The following is a 19,010-nucleotide window of genomic DNA, read 5'->3' as shown; positions in this document are numbered from 1 at the left end:
TGCGCTACCGGCCGGGCCGGTCTGAACATCGGCCCATGCTGAAAACCATCGTGTGCTTCGGTGCCGTCGCCGGCTTGGCTGCCGGCATCCCGCTGTTCGCCCTGCTGATCCTGAACCGGGGGGCGCCGCCGGCTCACGGCATGGTCATCGGCTACACGCTGATGCTGATCGCGCTGAGCCTGATCTTCGTCGCCATCAAGCGCCGCCGTGACGACGAACTCGGCGGCGTCATCCGTTTCTGGCCCGCCTTCGCGCTGGGCCTGGCCATCAGCCTCGTCGCAGGCGTCGTTTATGCGGCGGCCTGGGAAGTCACGCTGGCCGTCACCAAGCTGGACTTCGGCACCGAGTGGGCCAAGATGTACATGGCCCAGAGCAAGGCCAAGGGCCTGCCCGAGGCGGAGTTGGCCAAGCTTGCGGCCGAGATGGACGAGTTCAAACGCAACTACGCCAACCCGCTGTTCCGCTTCCCGATGACCATGGCCGAGATCGTGCCGGTCGGCCTGCTGGTGTCACTGATCTCGGCGGCCTTGCTGCGCAACCCGCGCTTCATGGCTTCGAAGCGGATCTGAGGAGGCACCCATGCTGCCCACCGGCGCCGCCCTCTACGCCTTCCTGATCGCCACCCTGGTGCTCGCGCTGACGCCGGGCCCCGGCGTCGTCTTCATCGTCGCGCGCACGCTGGCGCAGGGGCGCACGGCAGGCCTGGCGTCGGTCGCCGGCGTCGCCCTCGGCAATTTGACGAATGCGGTCGGCGCGTCCATCGGCCTGGCGGCGCTGTTCGCAGCGTCGTCGCTGGCCTTCACCGCCGTGCGCTGGGCCGGCGCGGCCTATCTCGTCTACCTTGGCATCCAGGCCCTGCGCCAGCCGGCCGCAGTGGCTGACGGCACGCCGCCTGCACCCGCCGAGCCACGCAAGCTCTTCCGCGACGGCTTCTTCGTCGCGTTGCTCAACCCCAAGACGACGCTGTTCTTCGCCGCCTTCATTCCGCAGTTCCTGCATCCCGAGGGTTCGCAGGCCGCACAGGCGCTGACGCTCAGTGGTCTCTTCGTCGCGGTGGCGGCATTGACGGACAGCGGCTATGCGCTGCTGGCCGGCTGGATGAAGCCACTGCTGCGCGACGCCAGCGGCCGCGGGCGCTATGTGTCGGCGCTGGTGTACTTCGCGCTGGGCCTGTATGCGGCCTTTGGCGGCAAGCAGAAAGCCTAGGCGGCCACGACCCGAGCGAGCGCCTGTGCCAGCGCCTGCTGCGACCGCAGCACATGGTTGACGCCGGCCTCACCCAGCCACTGCGCCTCTTCGGAGGTGTGAGCGACGACAGCGCAGCGCAGCCCGGGGTTGAGCTGGCGCGCCGTGGCAAGCATGGCTGGCACCACGCGCACATCAGTCACCGCCATCACCAGCCAATCCGCCTGGGCAATGTGGGCCTGCACCAGCGTCATGGCCTCGCTGGCGTCGCCAAGCACGGCCGCATGGCCGGCGGCACGCAGCTTCTCGACGACCTCGCGATCGCGGTCGATGACCACCAGCGGGCGGCTGCCCAGCTCGTCATGCAGGGCGGTGCCCAGCGACCCGTGCCCGACCAGCACCACCTGGCCCGCCAGCGCGCTCTCGGGCGTGTCGGCCGGCAACTCGGCCAGCGGGTCGTCGCGTGCCTCCAGCTTGCGCGCCCAGGCCGAACGCTTCAGCACCCAGCGGCGCAGCGGCTCCACGCCCGAGAACAGCAGCGGGTTCAGCGCGATGGACACGATGGCGCCCGCGACGACGAGGCTGGTCGCCTCGGGGGGGATCAGGTTGAGGCTCTGCCCCAGCCCCATCAGGATGAAGCTGAATTCACCGATCTGCGCCAGGCTGACCGCCACCGTCAGCGCGGTCGACAGCGGATAGCGCAGCAGCAGCACCAGCGCGCCGGCGGCGAACGTCTTGCCGACCAGGATGACGGCCACCGTCGCCAGCACCGCCAACGGCTGCTCGACGAGGATGCGCGGGTCGAACAGCATGCCCACCGCAACGAAGAACAGCACGGCGAAGGCGTCGCGCAGCGGCAGGCTCTCGTGGGCCGCGCGCTCGCTGAACGCCGATTCGCGCAGCACCAGGCCGGCGAAGAAGGCGCCGAGCGCCACGCTGACACCGAACAGCGCCGCCGCCCCCACCGCCAGGCCGATGGCGGCGGCCACGGTGGCCAACGTGAACAGCTCGCGCGAGCCCGTGCGGTTGACCTGCCACAGCAGCCACGGCAGCAGGCGCCGGCCAACGATGAGCATGACGGCCACGAAGGCCGCCACGGCGAGCAAGGTTGTCAGGATGGTGACGGCCAGGTTGCCGCCGCCATCGCCCTTGCCGCTGAGTACCGGCATCAACACGAGGGCCAGCACCATGGCCAGGTCCTCGACCACCAGCCAGCCCACGGCGATGCGGCCATTGCCGGTGTGCAGCAGCTCGCGTGATTCCAGCGCGCGCAGCAGGACCACCGTGCTGGCCACCGACAGCGCCAGGCCAAACACCAGCGACGCGCCCAGGTCCCAGCCCCACCACCCGTGAGCCAGGCCCGCGCCCATCGCCGTCGCCGCGGCCATCTGCACCAGCGCACCGGGCAGTGCGATGCCCTTGACCGACACCAGGTCGTGCACCGAAAAATGCAGGCCCACGCCGAACATCAGCAGCATGACGCCGACCTCTGACAGCTGCTGGGCCAGGTGCACGTCGCCGACAAAGCCCGGCGTGTGCGGCCCGATCAGCACGCCGGCCAGCAAGTAGCCCACGAGGGCCGGCAGCCGCGCCCATTGCGCGAGCAGGCCCAGCACCAGGGCCAGGCCAAAGGCAGCGGCCAGCGTCGAGATCAGGGTCATGCCATCGTGCATCGCCAATTACTCAGGAGTGAGGAGCTCGCGCTCGGTGAGGATCAGCGTCAACGCACGGTCATGCGCCTCGACGGGGAAATGGGTTTCGGCCGCGGACCATGCCAGGCCGATGGTCGTCACGCCCGGGTGTTCGGCCAGCCAGCGGTCGAAATAGCCGCCGCCATAGCCCAGGCGAAAGCCCTCTCGCGTGAAGCCGACGCAGGGCACCAGCACGACGTCGGGTACAACGACCGCGCCGGTCGACGAGGCGATGCCACATTCGTCCTGGGCCGCGGGTACGCCGCCGTCCCAGCGGCGATAGACCATCTCAGCGGGTTCACGGCGCGCAAACGGCAGCGCGCGCGCGAATGGCACAGGGCCGGGATCGAACTCGCCGGGTAGCGGCCAGTACACGCCCAGCAGTTCCGGCTCCAGCTGGGCCAGCAGCTCGTGAAGGCCCAGCGTGATTGCGGCCTGCGCGGTCTGGAAGGCCGGGCTGGCAGCAAAGCCGCGGCGCGCGGCCAGCAGCTCGCGGCGCAGTGAAGGACGGTCGGGGTGAGAAGCAGTCATCGGCCAATTAAAACCCAGGGCCAGTCTGCTCCTCAGCCCTGATGACGCCACGGCTCCTCACAACGCCCGGCTGGGGCTATGGTTGCCTTCGTCGCCAATGCTCGGAAGCCGCCATGCCCACGCCCGACACCCCCTTCCATCCCATCATCTACGTGCGCGGCTATGCGATGTCGCGCGGCGAGATCGACGAGACCACGGCCGACCCCTTCTGCGGCTTCAACCTCGGCTCGACGATGTACCGCGCCGTGCCCAACAAGACCGACAGGCCCCGCAAGTACGTGTTCGAGTCGCCCGTCGTGCGGCTGGCCTCGGAGTACCAGTACAAGGACGTCTACGAGGACGGCTACGACATCGTCGACCCGGAATGGGAGGCCGACTCCCTGGGCAAGCCGACCGACAACAAGCTGGGCAACCGCTGCATCGTCATCTATCGCTATTACGACGCCGCTTCCTCCTATCTGGGCAGCGGCAAGACGCCGGAGATCGAGGACTTCGCCAAGGGGCTGTCCAAGCTGATCGCCCGGGTGCGCGACCTGGTCTGCAAGAACCCCGACAACAAGATCAAGCCGGCCGACTTCCGCTGCTACCTCGTTGCCCACTCCATGGGCGGCCTGGTCTGCCGCGCCTTCCTGCAGAACGTGGCGCTGGACACCGAGAAGGTCGCCAAGCACGTCGACAAGTTCTTCACCTATGCGACGCCCCACAACGGCATCGACGTGCTGGGCGTGAACATCCCGTCCTGGCTGAGCGTCAACGACATCTCCAACTTTGACCGCGACAAGCGCATGCCGGCCTACCTCGACCTGGCCACGGCTGCCAAGAAGCACAAGCGCGCCGACCTCATCCCTGAGGCCCGCTTCCCGTCGCGGCGCGTCTTCACGCTGGTGGGCACCAACCGGCTGGACTACGAAGCCGCGGCCGGCGTGTCGCGCAGCTTCGTCGGCCATGGCAGCGACGGCCTCGTCAAGATCGAGAACGCGACGCTGTGCGGCCTGGACGCCAAGGGCAACATCACCGACCAGTGTGCCAAGGCCTTCGTCTACCGCGCCCACTCGGGCTATTTCGGCATCGTCAACAGCGAGGAGGGTTTCCAGAACCTGGCCCGCTTCCTGTTCGGCGACGTGCGGGTGGACCTGTGGCTGGAGATCGACGACATCCGCCTGCCCGACAAGGTGCAGGAGGAGGCCGACGCCGGCCGGGCCGTCAATGCCCTCTACCAGATCGAGGTGCAGGCTTCGCCGCGCGGCAAGCTCTGGTACCTGACGCGGCGCACCACGGAGGAGGATTCCGTCGCCTGCGTGGCCCAGGCCGATTGGAAGAAAAACGCCAGCCTCTACCTCAGCAGCGTCTTCCTCGCCAACCGGGCCAAGATCAACCCGCGCCGCAAGTCGCTCGCCTATGGCATGACGCTGGGCGTGCGCGTGCCCGACTACGAAATCGAAAAGCGCCTGTGGCTCAACGAGCACTTCGAGGGCGGCTATCTGTTCCGCAATGCGCTGATCCTGGAGATGGTGCCGCCAGCCAACGAGGGCGAGGCGTGGAAGGTCAAATACGCCTGGCAGGATGCCGGCGTGTCCATGGCCGACACCGAGATCGCGGCCAAGCAGCTGAAGTCGGGCCGCATCGAGGTCAGCGTGCCTTTTGACAGCAGCGCGGTCGCCACCAACGGCAAGATGAAGCCCACCAACCCCGGCATCCGCGGGCGGCTGCGCTTCGAGATCGAGGGCTGGAACGTGGACGCGAGCTGAGTCAGCGAAGGCGACGGCGCCAGGCCAGGCCGGCGGCGCCGGCCAGCAGCAGCGCCCAGCTGGCAGGTTCGGGCACGGCGGTAATCTGGTAGACGAAGCTGTGGTCGTTGTAGTTGAAATCACCGCCGCTGGGCAGGTCCTCGAAGGCGAGGTTGGTGCCGGCCGGCACCTTGGCGTCGCCGGCAAACGGCGCGGCCCAGACATGGTTGACGCCATCGCTGTTCAGGCTGACGTCGCTGTAATAGCGCGCCGCACCGCTGTTGGCATCGATGAAGAACACCAGGCTGTCACCGGCCGACACGGCGCCCAGCACAAAGGTCTGGCCATAGGCGCTGGCATGGTTATCCAGGCCGGGCGTGCCGTCGACGCCGTTGATGCGCGCGCCGACGAGGTTGGTGAAGCCGCCAGCCGCGCCGGTGTAGTAGGCCACCAGCAGGCCGCTGGTGGCCGCCGTGAAGCTGCTGGGTGGCGCCGGCGTGCCGGGCGTCGGGTAGACGGCAGGGTTGGCCTGGGCGGCCAGGCTCAGCAGCGCGGCGGAGGCCACCAACAACAGACGTTTTGCAGCGGTCTTCATCAACAGTCTCCTCGTCGATTGGATGTGAGGTTAGCGGATTGGATAGCGCTATCACCAGCCCCTAACTCGTGGACAAATTCGTGGGCAAACCGCGCGCCTGCGTAAAGCGCGAAGCCCCGGGTTTCCCTGGGTTAAATTCGGCATCAAGGCGCGGCGCTCGGCCAGCTGGCCGGCGCTCACGCAAAGTGAAGCAGTCGCGAGGCGTGAAGCGCATGAGTCAGATGGGTGGTCGAGTCTTGGAATGCATGAGCCGCGGGGCGCTGGCCCTGCTGCTGTCGGCGGCGTTGAGCGCCGACGCAGCCCCGCCGGTGCCCCCCGCCGATGCCGACCTCGCCGTGCAGGCCCGCGACGCCTGGGTCAAGCGCGACCGCAAGCGCCTCACGGCCTTCGTCGAGGCGGCTCGCGCCCAGAACCATCCGCTGGCCGGCTGGGTCGAGTACTTCGACCTGAATGCCCGCCTGAGCGAGGTGCGCCAGCCCGAGATGGACGCCTTCTACGCGCGCTACCCCGGCAGCTATGTCGAGGACAGGCTGCGTAACGACTGGCTGCTGGAACTGGGCCACCGCCGCGACTGGGCCAATTTCAGGCGCGACCATGCCAGCTATCAGATGCGCGACGACCGCGAGGTCGCCTGTTACGTCATGCTCGCGGATCATGTCGCCGGCACCAAGGTCGATGCCGACGCCGCCCGCACCGCGTGGATGGCCCAGAAGGACGGCGACGACGGCTGCCAGCAGCTCGCGGCCGCCATGGTCGAGGCCGGCCAGTTCAAGCCCGACACCCTGTGGGCCAAGGCCCGCCTGGCCACTGAGCAGGGCCGCCCGCGCGCCGCGCGTCAGGCCGTCGCCCTGCTTTCAGCCAAGCCCCTCGACCAGAAGCTCGCCGAGCTGCAAGACAACGCCGGCCGCTACCTGACGCGCAAGGCCCGCACCTCGCCGCGCCCCGAGGCGGAGCTGACGGCGCTGGCCCTGGCCCGCGTCGCCGGCAACGACCCCGATCAGGCCGGCGACCTGCTGCAGGACAAATGGAGCAAGCTGCCCGCCGACCTGCAGGCCTGGCTGTGGGCGCAGATCGGCCGCCAGTCCGCGCTGCGCCTGCAGGACGACGCCCTCGCCGCCTTCGCTCGCGCCGAGAAGCTCGCGCCCGACCTCCCCTGGACCGACGACGCCCTGGCGTGGCACGCCCGCGCCGCGCTGCGCGCCCGCCAGCCGGCCGCAGCCCTGCGCGCGATCGAGCGCATGACGTCGATCGAGCAGCGCGACCCGGCCTGGGTCTACTGGAAGGCCCGCGCCACGCGGCAACAGGGCGACCAGCCGGCCGCTCGTGCCCAGCTCGCCGCGCTGGCGACCACGCCGCTGAACTACTTCGGCCGCCTCGCCGCCGAGGACATCGGCCTGCCCACGCCGCTGCCGCCCGCGCCCGCGCCGCTGACGACCGAGGAGCGCCGCGCCGCGCGCAGCCACCCCGGCCTGACCCGGGCCTTGTCGCTGATCAACCTCGGCCTGCGCAGCGAGGGCGTGCGCGAATGGAATTTCTCGCTGCGCGGCATGGGCGACCGCGCCTTGCTGGCCGCCGCCCAGGAAGCCTGCGACCGTGAGGTCTGGGACCGCTGCATCAACACCAGCGAGCGCACCAAGGCCGAGATCGACATCGCCCAGCGCTACCCCACGCCGCATCGCGTCGAGTTGCAGCGCGAGGCGCAGGCCGCCGGGCTCGACGCCGCCTATGTCTACGGCCTGATCCGCCAGGAATCGCGTTTCGTGCTGGACGCACGCTCGCACGTCGGTGCGGCCGGCCTGATGCAGGTCATGCCCGCCACCGCCAAATGGACGGCCAAGAAGGTGGGCCTGAACTACAACGCCGAGTTGATGCACGATCGCGACTTCAACCTGCGCATCGGCACCAACTACCTGAAGCTGGTACTGGACCGCTTCGAAGGCGCCCAGGCCCTGGCCGCGGCGGCCTACAACGCCGGCCCCGGCCGCCCCGCGCGCTGGCGCGATGGCCCCGTCATCGACGCGGCCATCTGGGCCGAGAACATTCCGTTCAACGAGACGCGCGACTATGTGCGCAAGGTGCTGCTCGGCGGCGCCATCTACGCCCAGGTGCTGGGCCTGCCAGCCACCAAGCTGCGCGAGCGCCTGGGGCAAAGCATCGGGCCTGCCGGCGCACGCGATGCCGACGTCAGCGACGTGCCGCCCGCAGCGGTGGGGGAGTCCAAATCATGAGCCTGTCCGTATTGGTCCTGGGCGGCAGCGGCTTTGTCGGCCGCGCCTTGTGCGAACAGCTGACGCGCCGCCTCGGCGCCGAGGCTCGCGTCACCGTGCCCACGCGCCGCCTGCCGCATGCGCAAGCCGTGCAGAGCCTGCCAGGCGTCACCGTCGTGCAGGCCGACGTGTTCCACGACCTGCCAGACCTGGTGAGAGGCCATGACGCCGTCGTCAACCTCGTCGCCATCCTGCAGGGCAGCATGGCCGCCTTCGAGCATGTGCATGTCGAGTTGCCCAAGCGCATTGCCGCGGCCGGTGCGAAGCGCCTCGTGCATGTCAGCGCCCTGGGCATTGGTGGGGGGATGAGCGAGCATGCGCCGTCGCGCTATCTGCGCAGCAAGGCCGCCGGCGAGGCTGCGCTGCAGGTCGCGGCGCAGACCCATCCGCTGGAGCTGACGCTGCTGCGCCCCTCGCTGGTTTTTGGCGACGGCGACAAGAGCGTCAACCTGTTCGCGCGGCTGCAGGGCTTGTTCCCGGTGATGCCGTTGGGCGGGGCGAATGCGCGGCTGCAGCCGGTGTGGGTGCAGGACTTGGCCCGTGCCCTCGTCGAGACGCTGCTGCGCCGCGAGACCATCGGCCAGACCTACGAGATCGCCGGCCCGCGTGAACTGACGTTGGCCGAGCTGGTGCGGCTGGCCGGCCGCGTTGCGGGCTGCGAGCGGCCCATCCTGCGCCTGCCCGGCGCGCTGGCGACGCTGCAAGCCCTCTTCATGGAATGCCTGCCCGGCGAGCCGCTGCTGTCGCGCGACAACCTCGCATCGCTCACCGTGCCCAATGTACCGAGTGGCAAGCTGCCGGGCCTGGCGGAACTGGGCATTCAGGCCAGTTCGCTGGAGGCCGTGCTGCCGACTTATCTGTCGCCTGACGGCGGCGTTGCACGTCTGGACGCCTGGCGCGCCAGGCGCTGAGCGCGCATCAATCCGTTGCGGATTGCTCATCCCCGGCGCGGCAGCGGCTGTTTAAGCTCGCCGGCTCAACGCGAAAGGTGTCATGAAGCTCTACATCGGCAACAAGAACTACTCGTCCTGGTCCATGCGCAGCGGTGTGCTGCTGGCGGCCTTCGGCATTCCGTTTGAAGAGGTCAAGCTGCGCTTCGACTTCACGCCGGACTCGGAATGGACCCGCGTCATCGCCGGCATCACGCCGACCAAGCGCGTGCCCGTGCTCGTCGAGGACGACGGCTTCACGGTCTGGGAGACGCTGGCCATCGCCGAGTACATCGCCGACCGCCATCCTGAACACGCGATCTGGCCCCGCGACACCAAGGCCCGCGCCCGCGCGCGCAGCCTGTGCGCCGAGATGCATGCCGGCTTCATGCGGCTGCGCACGGTTTGCCCGATGAACATCGAGGTCTTCTTCCCCGACGTCGGCGCCAAGCTCTGGGCTGAGGACGAGGCCCTGCGTGCCGATGTGGCGCGACTGGATGCGGCGTGGAGCGGCGCGCTGGCCAGCAGCGGGGGACCTTTCCTGTTCGGCGAGTTCAGCGCGGCGGATGCCTACTTTGCGCCGGTAGCGGTGCGGCTGAGCCGCTTTGGCCTGCCGGTGTCGGAAGCGGCGGCGGCGTATCGTGATGCACTGCTGGCGCATCCGGCGGTGGAGGACTGGATCGCGGACTCGATGCGTGAACAGGATTTCATCGTCGAGGACGAGCCTTACCGCAAGAGCCGCTGACATGCTGGAGCTGCGACCCAGCTGCGAGCATTGCGCCGTCGCGCTGCCGCCTGAATCGACGGCTGCGCGCATCTGCAGCTTTGAGTGCACCTTCTGCGTGGGCTGCGCGGAAGGTTTGCTGAGCAACGTCTGCCCCAACTGCGGCGGCGGGTTTGTGCCGCGGCCGGTGAGGCCGGTGAGGAATTGGAAGGGTGGGAACTATCTTGGGGACTATCCGGCGAGGACGGTGCCGAAGTTGAGGCCGGTGGATCTGGAGGCGCATGCGGCGTTGGTCGCTGCGCTTGGGGGGTTGCCGCCTGAGAAGCGGTAGGGTTGGTTTGCGAAGAGCCTCTTGACTCGCCGCAGTGCCGCGGGAATCCGCCCCGCGATGGCGGGTAACTTTTCTCTGACGCGCCAGAGCAAAGTCACCAAAAGAGGAGCGCTCAATGCAATCCGCACTCGAGCGGGATGAGGCGCTCGCGTCGCTCGGAGCGGGCCGTGCCCCGATGCGAGCCGCTGCGCTCTCGCGCCTGACTTGTCACGACCACCATCCATCGGGCCTGCTGCCCGTCCGACGCGCGGCTGCACGCCGGGCTCACCAGAAGTCCGAATGTAGCGTCGCTCGGGCGACGCGGTATTTCCTGATGAGCCCGGCGTGCAGCCGGCGTTAACCGGCGTGAAGGGGCAATGGATGGCGCTCTTCACAGGGACAGCAGCGAGAGCGCAGCGGTTCGCTTCTTCCCGCCATGATGGTGAGTGTTTTCGCGCGCCGTTGGTGCTCGTGTGCGGTTCAGCGCCTCTTCTTTGGTGACTTTCTTCTGGCGCCGCAGAAGAAAGTTACCCGGCCGCCGGGACGGACTCCCGGCAATGCATCGATCAGGAGCACTGGTTGCAAAAGCAACCCTTAAAACTCCACCACCGAGCGAATGCTCTCTCCTCTTCGCATCAACTCAAACCCCTCGTTGATCCTCTCCAGCGGCAACTTGTGCGTGATCAGCTCATCGATCCTTACCTTGCCTTCCATGTACCAGTCGACGATCTTCGGCACATCCGTCCGGCCACGCGCGCCACCAAACGCCGAGCCTTCCCACTTCCGCCCCGTCACCAACTGGAACGGCCGCGTCGCAATCTCCGCCCCCGCCGGCGCCACGCCGATGATGATGCTGCGCCCCCAACCCTTGTGCGTGCATTCCAGCGCCTGGCGCATCAGCTGCACATTGCCGACGCATTCGAACGAATAGTCGGCACCGCCATCGGTCAGCTGCACGATGTGGTCCACGACGTTCCCAACGTCCTTCGGATTCACGAAGTCCGTCATGCCGAACTGCCGCGCCATCGCCTCGCGCGCCGGGTTGATGTCCACGCCGATGATCTTGCCGGCGCCCACCATCTTCGCGCCCTGGATGACGTTCAGGCCGATGCCGCCGAGGCCGAAGACCACCACGTTGGCGCCCGCCTCCACCTTGGCCGTGAACAGCACGGCACCCACGCCGGTCGTCACACCGCAGCCGATGTAGCAAACCTTGTCGAAGGGCGCATCAGGCCGGATCTTGGCCAGCGCAATGCCGGGCACGACGATGTGGTTCGCGAACGTGCTGGTGCCCATGTAGTGAAAGATCGGCTCGCCGTTCAGCGAGAAGCGCGAGGTGCCGTTGGGCATCAGCCCCTTGCCCTGGGTCGAGCGGATCGCCTGGCAGAGATTGGTCTTGCGGCTCAGGCAGAACTTGCACTCGCGGCATTCGGGCGTGTAGAGCGGAATGACATGGTCGCCGGCTTTGAGCCAGGGCACCTTGCTCTCCAGCACGACGCCCGCGCCCTCGTGGCCGAGCACGGCCGGGAACAGGCCTTCGGGGTCGGCGCCCGACAGCGTGAAGTCGTCGGTGTGGCAGATGCCGGTGGCCTTGACCTCAACCAGCACCTCGCCATCGCGCGGGCCTTCCAGGTCCAGGGTTTCGATGCTCAGCGGTTGGCCGGCCTTCCAGGCGACGGCGGCGCGGGTCTGGATGCTCATTTCGGTTCTCCTGCAGGGGTTTGAAGTCGGGTCAGTGCGGCGACGAATTCGCGCGCTTCAAGGCGGCACAGCCTGAGCCGGCGCAGCAGCCAGGGCGTCAGGTCCTGCTGGCCGAGATGCTCGGGCCAGGCGCCCGCGTCTCCATCGGGCGTCTCCGCCGGATCGGTGCCCGTCATCGGCTCGCCCTTGAGCACATCCACACAGGCTTTGCGCGCCAGCGGCAGTGCGGTCTCGGCCTTGGCGGCGTCCAGCCGGGCCGTGCGGCGCTGCACCTGGTGCTGCACCGCGCCGAGCAGCGCCATCAGTCGATAACCATGGCTCAAGGCCGACTCGATCTCGGCCTCCGGCAGGCGCACGCGCTCCGGCTCGACACGCGTGCGCTGGGCGGCCGCGGCAAGAGCGGCCAACGCCGTGTACGCCTGCTGGCGCGACAGGCGCTGGGCGGTCTGTTCTTCGGCACTCGGCATCCAGCGCAGCATGTTGGCCGAATGCCGTGCCAGCGCACCGCGCAACTGCGCCCCCAACCTCGGCACCGCGGCGCGCTCCCATGACGGCAGCACGAAGCTGAACAGCCATGCCAGGCCCGCGCCGATGACGGTGTCGGCCAGGCGTTCAGCGATAAAGGGGTCGCTGCCGGGCGCCAGCATCAGCGGCTGCAGCAGGGCCATCAACGTCGCGGCCGTCGCGGCGACACGGTAGCGGCGGTTCACATAGGCATGGGCCGTGCCCACGGCCGCGATGAAGCACAGGCTCAGCAGCGGCGTCCAGCTCACGTGCGCCAGCAGCAGCACCAGCAGGCAGCCCTGCACGGTGCCGATGATGCGTTCGTTGCGGCGCGACAGCGTCTGCTCCAGGTTGCCGCGCAGCACAACGGCCACGCTGAGCATCAACCAGAAGGGGTGAGCCGCCCAGGGCAGGGCCGCACCCAGCGCATAGGCGAACGACAGCGCCAGCGCCGAGCGCAGCGCATGGCGCATGACGCCGGATTGCAGGTTCAGATGAGGTTTCAGCGCCGCCAGCGGCCAGCCCTCGGGCGACACGAAGGGCGCGAGGCGCTCGGGTGTCCAGGGGCTGTCGGGGTTGTCCGCGGCAGTCTGGCGGGCCACCATGGCGCTGACGTCGTCCAGCATGTGGCCGACGCGCGACGCCAGCGCGGACGCGAGATGGGTGCGCGAGTCGCCAGCCGGCGCGCTGACATCGGCCAGCCGCGCCGCCAACTGCGCCCGCCAGGCGTCGGCAGACACCTCGGGCAAGGGTGCGCCATAGGCCACGGTGTCGGCCAGGGCTGCGAGCACGTCGGCGAGGTGGCGCAGCGCGTCGGCCAGCGCGGCGCGCCACTGGCGGCCTGGGAAGTCCTGGCCCAGCAGCTCCGTGTCCAGCCGGCTGGCCAGCAGCAGGTCGCGCAGCTCGATGAGGCCAAGCACGAGGTCGGTCTGGCGGCGGCTGCGCGGTGAGCGCCGTGCGGAAAAAACCTGGTCGCGCGCGGCCTGCAATGCATCGGCGAGCAGCACATCATCGGCAATGGAGGCACGGATGTTCGCCTCGGCGCCGCCCACCGCGCCGGCAATGCGCTGGGCACGCGAACGCAGCCGCTTCTCGGTGGCGCGCAGTGCCGTAGCCAGTGCCAACTCGCGCAGCCGGTGGCGCAGCACGACCGCGCTGCCGCGCGCCCAGCCGGCATAAACGCAGCCGCCCAGGCCCACCCAGAGCGCGTGCTCCAGCGGCGACGTGGCGCCGGCCGTGCGGTCCCAGGCCATCGCGAAGACCATGGCCAGCACCGGTGCGAACGACAGCGGCCCGGCACGCAGGCCCCAGGCCAGGGCCATCAACGACAGGAAGGTGACGACGGCGATCAGGCCGACGGTCAACGCGAGCGAGTGGTCCGTCAGTCCGACCAGCAGCGTCACGAGCGCCGCGGCGGCCGCTGCCGGCAACACGCGCGGCAGCACGCGCTGGGGCGGGTTGGGCAGATCGGTCAGGCTGGCGCAGACGGCGCCACCGACGGCCGCCAGGCCCGCCGTCTCGCCAAACAGCGCGCCGACGGCGAGATGCGTGGCTGCCACGCCCAGGGCCACGCTGAGGCCATTCAGATGGGCCGCCTCCAGGCGCTTGATGAATCTCACTTGACGAACAGCTCCATGACACGGCGCTCGCTGGCCGGCAGCTCATGCACCGAGAACCAGCCCGACTTTTCGGGCCGGTAGACGTATTGCGGTGCCGCGTTGCCGGCGATGCGCTGCTTCAAAGGCGCGAGAGTCACCTGCGCCGCCTCGCCCTGCCCCAGGGCCTGCAGTGCGGCGGCCTCGACGATGACGGCCAGATCGCTCCACGGCCCCAGCCGCAGCGCTTCCTCGGCATCGCGGCGTGCGGCATCGGCGTCGCCATCGAGAAGGGCCAGCCAGCCTTTCAGCGCCAGCGTGTCGGGGTCGGCGGGGTCCAAGATCAGCGCTTCCTTGATCTGGGCTCGCGCCGCCTCCTTACGGCCGGCGCGCAGCAGGTCCAGCGCGTAATCGCGGCGCAGCGGCACGAGGCCGGTGCGCAGCCGCAACACGGCCTCGTACTGCTTGAAGGCGTCGTCCCAGCGACTGCCCAGCGCCAGCGTGGCGGCACGGCCCCACAGCGCCTCAGGCTGGTCGCCCTGGTAGGCCAGCACGGCCTCATAGGCCGCCAGCGCCCGCGGCACATCGCCGAGGCGCCGGTAGTAGTCGCCCAGCGCGAGGTCGACGCGGAAGCGGTCCTCGCCCTTCAGCGCCTCGACATCGCGCCCCAGGCCAGGCACAACCTCGGCAGCCAGTGGGCGGCCGCCATGCCAGAGGGCGTCGGCGACACCCGCGCGCAGCGCACCGCTGCGCGGATGAGCAGCCAGGGCGCGGGCCGCCAGTTCAGCAACGGCGGCGCCATCACCCTCGATGGCCAGCGCATTGAGCTGGGCCGTCAGCGCGCGCTCGTCGGTGGGCGCGAGCTTGAGAGCGCGCGCAAACAGCGGCTTGGCCTCGGCCAGCTGGCCATCTTCCAGCTTCTGGTTGCCGGCATTGACCAGGGCCACAGGCAAGCTGGCGCGCGTGTCGCGCTGGGCGAAGAAGCGCCGGATCTCGGCACGCAGGGCCGGGTCCATCTCGATGAGGCGCTCGCGCACGATCTCGCGGCCGTCATACGCGTCGCGCCGTGGCGAGGCCGCGGCATTGGCGCCCTCGGCGAAATACTCCCACACCGAGCCGCCGGCATACCGCGACAGGAAGCCGTTGCGTGTCCTGGCGTCACGCGACTTGGCCTGCTGGTAGAGGGTCTCGATGCTGCGCGCCTGGTCTGCCGTCAGCACGCCATGGACCTGGTGGGTCAGCTCGTGCAGCACAGTGTTGTAGCGATCGAAGATGCTGCGCTCGACGTCTTCTATGCCGGTGACGGTGAAGTGCCCGCCCATGCCGCGTACGTCGTCCCAGAGGCGCGAGTCGTAGTCGATGCGCGCATCCTTGAGCGCATGGGCCTGCGGCGTCTCGGACAGGCGCATCCACATCGGCTTGATGAAGTGGGTGGCGCCCCCTTTCACCAGCACCGGGATGAAGGCCTTCCACGGCGCGACGGACAGTGCCACACGCTTCTGGTGGCGCGGCGACAGCTCCTTCCAGTTCAGTACATAGCGCTCGATGCCCGGCACGGTGGGCATGGGCAGGGCCTTGAAGCGGCGCTCGTAGTCGGCGCGGTGCACATCAATGGCGAAGCGTTGCGACTCCAGCGCCTTGGCCGCGATGGCATGAGCCCGGCCGAGCTGCGGGCAACGCTCCAGCACGGCGAGGCTGATGAGCAGCGCCGTGTCGAAGTCGCCCTTTTCGAAGGCATCGGAGGCACGCCTCACGTCGGCCATCAGCGGTGCAAAGCCGTCGCCCAGGCGAGCAGCGAGCTGGCTGTAGTTCTCGCGCACATAGCCGTTGCCGAGCAGGTAGTGGGCAGCCTCATGGTGGCGATTGATCGACACGGCGCCCTCGGCCGCGGCAATGGCGTCTTCGGTGCGGCCCAGGCGGATCAGCGTGTCAGCCAGCGCCGCCAGGCCGTCGGCAGTGCGTTCGGCGGCGATGCCGGCTTCGAGCTTGTGCAGCGAGGCGTCGAACTCGCGCAGCTGATAGTGGCGCTGGCCGAGGCCGCGCAGGGCCTGCGCCTTGTCGACGGGCCGCGTTGCCCGCGCCAAAGCCTTCTCGAAGCACTGCCTGGCGCGCTCGAAGTCGCGCCGGTCCAGCGCCAGGCGACCGGCGGCCAGCAGATCGATGGCGTCGGCCTGGGGATCAAGCAGCACACCATGCGTGCGGCGGTCGATGGCGGCACCGTCATCGCGGGCGAACAGCCATTGGTAGATGACGACGCGCTCGGCGGCATCGGGTTGCCTGGCGCGCAGCAATGCGTCGACATCGGCGCGCGCCGCGGCGTATTGCTGTTCGGTCAGCAACGCCTGCAGCCGCGCGGCGTCGGTCGCCGCGTGGGCCGCATCCAGGGTCAGGCAAACAGCAAGGCAAGCAGCGAGGCCAACGGCCAGTCGACGCCAGGGCATTCAGGCTCCATGTTGTGGAGCGCCGATGCTAATCGTCCGACGAGAACCCCGAAGCCTTGACGACCGGCCCCCAGTACTCGCGTTCGGCGGCCAGGCGCTTGGCGTAGTCTGCCGGCGGCAGCGACAGCGGCTCGAAGCCCAGCTTGGCCAGGGCCTCGATGACGCCGGGCTCGCGCACCGCGGCGCGGGCCACCTCAGCCAGCTTGTCGACCGTGGCCTGCGGCGTCTTGGCCGGCAGGAAGAGGCCGTAGGTCTCGACGCCAACGATGCCCTTGAAGCCCTGCTCCTCGAAGGTGGGCACATCGGGCACGAAGCGCGAGCGGGCCTTGTCGGTCACGCCGAGCAGGCGCACGCGGCCGGAGGCGAGGTGGGGCAGGAAGTCGCCGATGGAGAAGCAGCCCGCGGCAATCTGGCCGCCCATCAGGTCCTGCATGCCGGGCGCCGCGCCACGGTAAGGCGCGTGCGTGAGCTTGAGGCCGGCCGCGTGCTCGAACTGGTTGCCGAGGAAGTGGGGCATGGCACCCGCTGCGGGCGAGGCGTAGGCGGCCTTGTCGGGGTTGGCCTTCAGCCAGTCGGCCAGTTGCGCCAGTGTCTTGACGGTGGCCGGCACCTGAGGCCCGACGCCGAAACCGCAGGTCGACAGCGCCAATGGCGAGACCGGGATGACGTCGGTCGCCGGGTTGTAGGCCAGCTTGCGGTAGGCATGCGGGTAGACGGTGAACATGGACGAAGGGCCGAGCAGCATCGTCAGGCCGTCGGGGGCCGCGTCCTTCAACGCGCCAATGGCGATGCGGCCACCGGCGCCCACCTTCTGCTCGACGAGGATGGTCTCGGCCAGCTTGCCGCGGCCGAATTCGGCGAAGCGGCGGGCCGTCGTGTCCACCGAGCCGCCGGCCGGGAAACCGACGAGGATGCGCGGCGGCTGGCCTTGCGCGCGCGCAGCGAGCGGCAAGGCCGCGAAGGAAAGCATCAGGTGGCGTCGTTGCATCATTTCTCTTGTCTCCGGTCGTGTTGTCAGTTGATAGGCGCTGCAGTGGCAACGCGGGCGAGGCGCTCCAGGGCCGTTTGCAGTGCAGGCCCCTGGTCGCCCAGGGCCCGGACCAGTGCACGGTCATGCTCGGCGACGGCGGCTTCAAGCTTGGCCAGCAGTCTTTTGCCGGCCGGCGTCAGATGCAGGCCCCAGCTGCGCGCGTCGTCGGGCGCGTCGCGGCGCTCGACCCAGCCCTGGGCGTTGAGCCAGTCGGTCAGGCGCAGCGCGCCGCTGCGGTGCAGGCCCATGGCCTGGCCGAGCAGCCCCTGGCGCAGGCCGGGGTTGCGTGCGATCAGCACCAGGGCGGCAAAGCGCGGCGGGCTGATGTCCCACTCGGCGGTGGCGCGGTAGAAGTCCAGGTAGAGCGCGTTCTGCGCGCGCCGCAGCGCATAGCCCAGCAAGCCGTCCAGCAGGCCGTAATCCAGCCCGGGAACAGGCAACATCGGGCCTTCGGGAGGAATGGCGCTGGGGCCGTCGGGCGTGCTCACCAATCCAGCTTAGTTTTTGTTGCTCACTGCAACTATCTCGCTTACCCTGAGTTAACCTGAGCTCATGAAGATCCTGATCGCAGGCGGTGGCATCGGCGGGCTGACGGCCGCGCTGGCCCTGCACGCACGCGGCCACGCCGTGACGGTGCTGGAGTCGGTGCGGGAACCTAAACCGCTGGGCGTGGGCATCAATCTGCTGCCGCATGCGGTCGCCGTGCTGGACGAATTGGGCCTGCTGCCGGCGCTGCGCGGCATGGCCGTCGAGACCTCGGCCCTCGTCTTCGCCAACAAGCACGGCCAGGCCATCTACCGCGACCCGCGCGGCCTGGAGGGCGGCTACAGCCATCCGCAGTTCAGCATCCATCGCGGTGAGCTGCAGATGCGGCTCTGGGCCGAAGCCTCGGCCAAGGTCACGGTGCTCGACGGCCAGCGCGTCGTCAACGTGCGCGATGAAGGCGACCGCGCCATTGCCGAGATCGCAACCGTGGACGGCCCGCGCGAGCAGGCGGCCGATCTCGTCATTGGCGCCGACGGCATCCACTCCGCCCTGCGCCGCCGCCTCGCACCCGACGAAGGTGCGCCCTGTTGGCGCGGCGTCATGATGTGGCGTGGCACGACCTGGGCGCCGCCCTTCCTGGACGGCCGCACCATGGTGCAGGCCGGCCACAGCCAGGCCAAGTTCGTCGTCTACCCGATTGGCGCACCGCGGGCCGACGGGCTGCAGCTCATCAACTGGATCGCCGACCGCCGCGTGCAGGAGCCCACGCCCGGCCTGACCGCCCCCGATCGCGCCGACTGGAGCCGCGCCGGCAATCTCGACGACCTGCTGCCCACCTTTGGTCACTGGCACTTCGACTGGCTGGACGTGCCTGGCCTCATCAGCCGCGCCGAGCAGATGCTGGAATGGCCCATGGTGGATCGCGATCCGCTGCCACGCTGGCAGCTCGGCCGCTCGACGCTGCTGGGTGACGCAGCCCACCCGATGGTGCCGATCGGCTCCAACGGCGCGACCCAGGCCATCATGGATGCCAAGGCGCTGGCCGAGGCCCTGAGCGCGCGCGCCGACCTCGACACGGCGCTGGCCGCCTACGAGAACGAACGGCGGCCGATGTGCGCCCGCATCGTCGAGATGAACCGCCGCGAAGGGCTGGACGCCATCCTCGACCGCGTGGAGGCCCTGGCACCGGAGGGCTTCGCCCGGCTGGCGGACGTCATCGACCCCGCCGAGGTGGCGGCCGAGATCAATGCGTACAAGGCGGCTGCGGGGCATCGCACACGCGCCCCTTGATCCC

16 protein-coding genes are annotated in these 19,010 nt (G+C 69.3%); 8 read left to right on the top strand and 8 right to left on the bottom strand.

Annotated elements, in window-relative coordinates:
• Positions 1-35: 35 nt before the first annotated feature.
• Both ASC91_RS03960 and ASC91_RS03955 read left to right on the top strand, forming a co-directional pair.
• On the top strand, positions 36-569 hold the full coding sequence (locus ASC91_RS03960) for a DUF4199 domain-containing protein (protein WP_056192405.1): 534 nt from the start codon (positions 36-38) through the stop codon (positions 567-569).
• Between the two features lie 10 nt (positions 570-579).
• Complete coding sequence (locus ASC91_RS03955) at positions 580-1,206, top strand: LysE family translocator (protein ID WP_056192402.1); 627 nt, start codon at positions 580-582, stop codon at positions 1,204-1,206.
• Here ASC91_RS03955 and ASC91_RS03950 read toward each other — a convergent pair.
• Both ASC91_RS03950 and ASC91_RS03945 read right to left on the bottom strand, forming a co-directional pair.
• Positions 1,203-2,858 carry a cation:proton antiporter gene (locus tag ASC91_RS03950; protein ID WP_056192398.1) on the bottom strand — a complete coding sequence of 552 codons (1,656 nt, stop codon included), beginning with the start codon at positions 2,856-2,858 and terminating at the stop codon, positions 1,203-1,205. The genes ASC91_RS03955 and ASC91_RS03950 overlap by 4 nt on opposite strands.
• A gap of 6 nt (positions 2,859-2,864) precedes the next feature.
• Entirely contained in the window at positions 2,865-3,407 is a 543-nt protein-coding gene (locus ASC91_RS03945) for a 5-formyltetrahydrofolate cyclo-ligase (RefSeq protein WP_056192395.1), read from the bottom strand.
• A 113-nt stretch (positions 3,408-3,520) separates the two neighbouring features.
• Between ASC91_RS03945 and ASC91_RS03940 the strand changes: the two genes are divergently transcribed.
• Positions 3,521-5,155, top strand: coding sequence for a hypothetical protein (locus ASC91_RS03940; protein ID WP_056192392.1), 1,635 nt, complete (start codon positions 3,521-3,523; stop codon positions 5,153-5,155).
• 1 nt (position 5,156) lies between these two features.
• On the opposite strand, the gene ASC91_RS03935 is transcribed toward ASC91_RS03940, so the two are convergent.
• A complete protein-coding gene (locus ASC91_RS03935; RefSeq protein ID WP_056192388.1) occupies positions 5,157-5,729 on the bottom strand; it encodes a DUF4114 domain-containing protein in 573 nt (190 codons plus the stop codon).
• Positions 5,730-5,974: 245 nt separating this feature from the next.
• On the opposite strand from ASC91_RS03935, the gene ASC91_RS03930 reads away from it, so the two are divergent.
• From ASC91_RS03930 to ASC91_RS03915, 4 genes are all read left to right on the top strand, one after another.
• Positions 5,975-7,957, top strand: coding sequence for a lytic transglycosylase domain-containing protein (locus tag ASC91_RS03930; RefSeq protein WP_082532394.1), 1,983 nt, complete (start codon positions 5,975-5,977; stop codon positions 7,955-7,957).
• Positions 7,954-8,907, top strand: coding sequence for a complex I NDUFA9 subunit family protein (locus ASC91_RS03925; protein ID WP_056192383.1), 954 nt, complete (start codon positions 7,954-7,956; stop codon positions 8,905-8,907). Before ASC91_RS03930 ends, ASC91_RS03925 begins: the two co-directional genes overlap by 4 nt.
• Positions 8,908-8,989: 82 nt before the next feature.
• Positions 8,990-9,670, top strand: a complete 681-nt coding sequence (locus ASC91_RS03920; RefSeq protein ID WP_056192380.1) for a glutathione S-transferase family protein — start codon at positions 8,990-8,992, stop codon at positions 9,668-9,670.
• 1 nt (position 9,671) lies between these two features.
• On the top strand, positions 9,672-9,980 hold the full coding sequence (locus ASC91_RS03915; protein ID WP_056192377.1) for a DUF1272 domain-containing protein: 309 nt from the start codon (positions 9,672-9,674) through the stop codon (positions 9,978-9,980).
• A gap of 573 nt (positions 9,981-10,553) precedes the next feature.
• On the opposite strand, the gene ASC91_RS03910 is transcribed toward ASC91_RS03915, so the two are convergent.
• The 5 genes from ASC91_RS03910 to ASC91_RS03890 are packed head-to-tail and all read right to left on the bottom strand — an operon-like array spanning position 10,554 to position 17,718.
• Positions 10,554-11,654: an S-(hydroxymethyl)glutathione dehydrogenase/class III alcohol dehydrogenase gene (locus ASC91_RS03910; protein ID WP_056192672.1), complete on the bottom strand. Its 1,101-nt coding sequence runs from the start codon at positions 11,652-11,654 to the stop codon at positions 10,554-10,556.
• Positions 11,655-11,656: 2 nt separating this feature from the next.
• Positions 11,657-13,783, bottom strand: a complete 2,127-nt coding sequence (locus ASC91_RS03905; RefSeq protein ID WP_056192374.1) for an FUSC family protein — start codon at positions 13,781-13,783, stop codon at positions 11,657-11,659.
• Positions 13,780-16,200, bottom strand: a complete 2,421-nt coding sequence (locus ASC91_RS03900; RefSeq protein WP_056192372.1) for a tetratricopeptide repeat protein — start codon at positions 16,198-16,200, stop codon at positions 13,780-13,782. The genes ASC91_RS03905 and ASC91_RS03900 overlap by 4 nt, the downstream gene beginning before the upstream one ends.
• 28 nt (positions 16,201-16,228) lie before the next feature.
• Positions 16,229-17,191, bottom strand: coding sequence for a Bug family tripartite tricarboxylate transporter substrate binding protein (locus ASC91_RS03895; protein ID WP_056192369.1), 963 nt, complete (start codon positions 17,189-17,191; stop codon positions 16,229-16,231).
• A gap of 23 nt (positions 17,192-17,214) precedes the next feature.
• Positions 17,215-17,718: a MarR family winged helix-turn-helix transcriptional regulator gene (locus ASC91_RS03890; protein WP_235531798.1), complete on the bottom strand. Its 504-nt coding sequence runs from the start codon at positions 17,716-17,718 to the stop codon at positions 17,215-17,217.
• 64 nt (positions 17,719-17,782) lie between these two features.
• Between ASC91_RS03890 and ASC91_RS03885 the strand changes: the two genes are divergently transcribed.
• A complete protein-coding gene (locus ASC91_RS03885) occupies positions 17,783-19,006 on the top strand; it encodes a flavin-dependent oxidoreductase (protein WP_056192363.1) in 1,224 nt (407 codons plus the stop codon).
• The last annotated feature ends 4 nt before the right edge of the window (positions 19,007-19,010 follow it).

The sequence above is a fragment of the Pelomonas sp. Root1237 genome (assembly GCF_001425055.1).
Classification (GTDB): Bacteria; Pseudomonadota; Gammaproteobacteria; order Burkholderiales; family Burkholderiaceae_C; genus Pelomonas.
This window is presented reverse-complemented; position numbering and strand designations above follow the sequence as displayed.

Bases quoted from the DNA above. Each gene is read 5' to 3' on its own strand.
- ASC91_RS03940 (WP_056192392.1), top strand. From the start codon at position 3,521: ATGCCCACGCCCGACACCCCCTTCCATCCCATCATCTACGTGCGCGGC.
- ASC91_RS03945 (WP_056192395.1), bottom strand. From the start codon at position 3,407: ATGACTGCTTCTCACCCCGACCGTCCTTCACTGCGCCGCGAGCTGCTG.
- ASC91_RS03920 (WP_056192380.1), top strand. From the start codon at position 8,990: ATGAAGCTCTACATCGGCAACAAGAACTACTCGTCCTGGTCCATGCGC.
- ASC91_RS03925 (WP_056192383.1), top strand. From the start codon at position 7,954: ATGAGCCTGTCCGTATTGGTCCTGGGCGGCAGCGGCTTTGTCGGCCGC.
- ASC91_RS03895 (WP_056192369.1), bottom strand. From the start codon at position 17,191: ATGATGCAACGACGCCACCTGATGCTTTCCTTCGCGGCCTTGCCGCTC.
- ASC91_RS03960 (WP_056192405.1), top strand. From the start codon at position 36: ATGCTGAAAACCATCGTGTGCTTCGGTGCCGTCGCCGGCTTGGCTGCC.
- ASC91_RS03900 (WP_056192372.1), bottom strand. From the start codon at position 16,200: ATGCCCTGGCGTCGACTGGCCGTTGGCCTCGCTGCTTGCCTTGCTGTT.
- ASC91_RS03955 (WP_056192402.1), top strand. From the start codon at position 580: ATGCTGCCCACCGGCGCCGCCCTCTACGCCTTCCTGATCGCCACCCTG.
- ASC91_RS03950 (WP_056192398.1), bottom strand. From the start codon at position 2,858: ATGCACGATGGCATGACCCTGATCTCGACGCTGGCCGCTGCCTTTGGC.
- ASC91_RS03935 (WP_056192388.1), bottom strand. From the start codon at position 5,729: ATGAAGACCGCTGCAAAACGTCTGTTGTTGGTGGCCTCCGCCGCGCTG.
- ASC91_RS03930 (WP_082532394.1), top strand. From the start codon at position 5,975: ATGAGCCGCGGGGCGCTGGCCCTGCTGCTGTCGGCGGCGTTGAGCGCC.
- ASC91_RS03885 (WP_056192363.1), top strand. From the start codon at position 17,783: ATGAAGATCCTGATCGCAGGCGGTGGCATCGGCGGGCTGACGGCCGCG.
- ASC91_RS03915 (WP_056192377.1), top strand. From the start codon at position 9,672: ATGCTGGAGCTGCGACCCAGCTGCGAGCATTGCGCCGTCGCGCTGCCG.